This is a genomic window from Ketobacter sp. GenoA1 (genome assembly GCF_003671475.1).
Classification (GTDB): domain Bacteria; phylum Pseudomonadota; class Gammaproteobacteria; order Pseudomonadales; family Ketobacteraceae; genus Ketobacter.
Genome location: NZ_RCHM01000017.1, coordinates 1 through 2739, shown reverse-complemented (window position 1 = coordinate 2739; position 2739 = coordinate 1). Strand labels below are relative to the sequence as shown.

Annotated in this window: 1 protein-coding gene; it reads left to right on the top strand. The window is 58.1% G+C overall.

The features are described from left to right. Positions 1-82 precede the first annotated feature (82 nt). On the top strand, positions 83-2739 hold a 2657-nt coding region (locus D9N13_RS05945), incomplete at its 3' end, for a type VI secretion system Vgr family protein (RefSeq protein WP_290587193.1).

The window sequence follows — 2739 nt, the reverse complement described above, 5'->3', positions numbered from 1 at the left end:
GAGCCTGCTGAAAATCCCCTGAAATCCTGTGCTCCCCCTGTCTATGTAGAAGGCTCTAATTGCATGACAGTCAGGGAGCGCCATGTCTTTCGCCGCCAATCACAGTCGTTTTGCCTTTCAGATTCCAGCGCTGAATGAGACGCTTCGGTTAGTCTCCTTTCGCTATCACGGCGCTCTTTCCAGTGCCTATGAATGTACGGTGGACATAGCCTGTGAGCGCCGTGATCTGCCCCTGCAGGAACTATTGGGTAAAGCGGGGGTGCTCACGCTGTTTGATGAGCAGCATCCCCGTCATATTCACGGTGAAATGGTGAGCCTGGCGCAGGGTGGTGTGGGCCAGCGCTTCACCCGTTATCAGGTCACCCTGCGGCCCAAGCTGTGGCTGCTGGGGCTGCGCAGTGGGTTGCGTATTTTTCAGGGGCAGTCCGCCCGGGAAATCGTCTCCCGGGTATTGCAGGATGCCGGCCTCCAGGGCAACGATGTGCGATGGCAGCTGGGGGCCGCAGCCGCCGTTCGGGAATACTGTGTTCAGTACCGGGAATCGGATCTGGATTTTGTCAATCGCCTGCTGGCGGAAGAAGGCTGGTTCTATTTCTTTGAACAACGGCTGGATGGACACACATTGGTGATTGCCGATGGCAATGATGCCATGGGGCTGATGGCCGGTGTTCCGGGCCTGCGCTACCGTCCCCGCAGTGGCCGGGTCAGCGGGGAAGAGTCGGTCTACGAATTTTATGCCGGCCGGCAGTTACAAAGTGGTGCCGTGGCGCTGCGGGATTACCATTTTGAAAAGCCGGCAATGGAGCTTGCAGTGAATGACAGCGTCGATCAGCATGCCGCACTGCAGCATTATCACTACCCCGGCCATTTTCAGGACAACACCCGTGGGCGTGGCTATGTTCAGGCGCAACTGTTGGGCCAGCAGTCCCGGGTAGCCACGGTGCAGGCGCATTCTGACTGCATGCGCTTGACGGAGGCCTGCCGTTTCAGTTTGCAGGAGCATGGTAACCAGGCTTTTAATCAGGAGTACCTGGTCACCGGCGTGCAGGTGGAGGGCAGGCAGCCCCAGGTTCTGGAAGAGGGCGCTGCTGAAGAAGGCAGCCACTTTGCGGTGCAGTTGCAGGCCATCCCCGCCAACGTGAAATACAAGCCGCCCGCCCAGCTGCCACGGCCACGCATACCCGGAGTGCAGACCGCGTTTGTGACCGGGCCCAAAGGGGAGGAGATCTACACCGATCGCTTTGGTCGAGTGAAGGTTCAGTTTCACTGGGATCGTGAGGGCCGGCGGGATGAAAACAGCAGTTGCTGGTTGCGGGTGAGTCAGGCCTGGGCTGGTAATCAATGGGGTGCCATGGCGTTGCCCCGCATTGGTCAGGAGGTCATTGTCAGTTTTCTGAATGGTGATCCCGACCGGCCGCTGGTAACGGGTGCTCTGTATAACGGTGCCCATCCATCACCCTATGCCTTACCTGCCAACAAAACCCGCACCACATTCAAATCCCAAAGCACGTCCGGCGCGGGGGGGTACAACGAACTGCGCATGGAAGACAAAAAAGGCAATGAGCAGCTGTTTATTCACGGCCAGAAAGACGTTGATCTCTATATCAAAAACGATCGCCTGGAAAGCATCGATCATGATCGTCACCGCATGGTGGCGGCGGCTGCGCTGGAGCGCATCGGTCAGGATTACAACACCGACGTTGGTGCGAACCTTAACCTGAAAGTGGGGGCAACACTGTCGCAAACCGTGGCGGGCAATATCAACCAGAAAGCCGCTCAGAACTGGTTGCAGAAGACAGGCGTGGACCACAGCGTGAAAGCCGGTCGCAGCGTGATTCTGGATGCCGGAATGTCGATTACCTTGAAAGCCGGTGGAGGCACCATCGCGCTTGACCCCGGTGGCGTTTCCATTACCGGATCGCAGGTGCGCATCAACAGCGGCGGTGGCGCGGGTGCTGCCAAAGGGGCATCGCCGATGGGCCCACAGTCACCTAAATCGGTGGACCCGGGAGCGCCGGGGTCGGCTGTTAATCCACTGGGGGCGGATGCCCGCTTCAAACAACAACCCGTTGCCTTTGATCAGAACAAGGCAAAAGAAATTGACGAGTCAGCACTGAAAGCGCTGGAAAAAACCTACAAGCATGGTGGCACAGCAGAAAACAGCAACAGCGCAAAGGCTTCCGCTGCTTTAGCCAGTACCGGCGCAGCGGTACTGGCCGCCAGCCTGGCCCGCGTACACAGTGGTGGTGGCGCAACGGCGACGAAAGTCTATAACCCTGAACGGATAGAGGCGTTGCTCTCCGGACGTGGCCTGGGCGGCCAGATGAGCCGTCACACTGGTGCGCGTATCGAAGCAGCTGCCTTGAAAGAGAAGGGCGTAACGGTGCGGGATACCGTTGTGGACCTAAGTGGATTGGATCGTGAGCAAAAGCTGGATGCGGTATTGAATGAAACCGGGTATTACCTGTCGGATGACACAGCCGATGCCGTGGTCGCGGCCGTTGATAGCGGAGAGGATATACTGGTGATCACCGATGCGGTGAACGAAGGCACCGCAAATGCCAATGTATTTATCGCCTCGCAACCGGAAGTCAAAGCCTATCGTAATAACCTGGAAGCCGCGATCCAGGATCCGGAAGGCAGCGCCTACGGTGGCGGCCCGGGCTATATAGGCGGGTTGGCAGAAGGTGAGCGCCTGGTCAGTAATATTCTGACCGTGAACAGTGATAAAATGCCGGC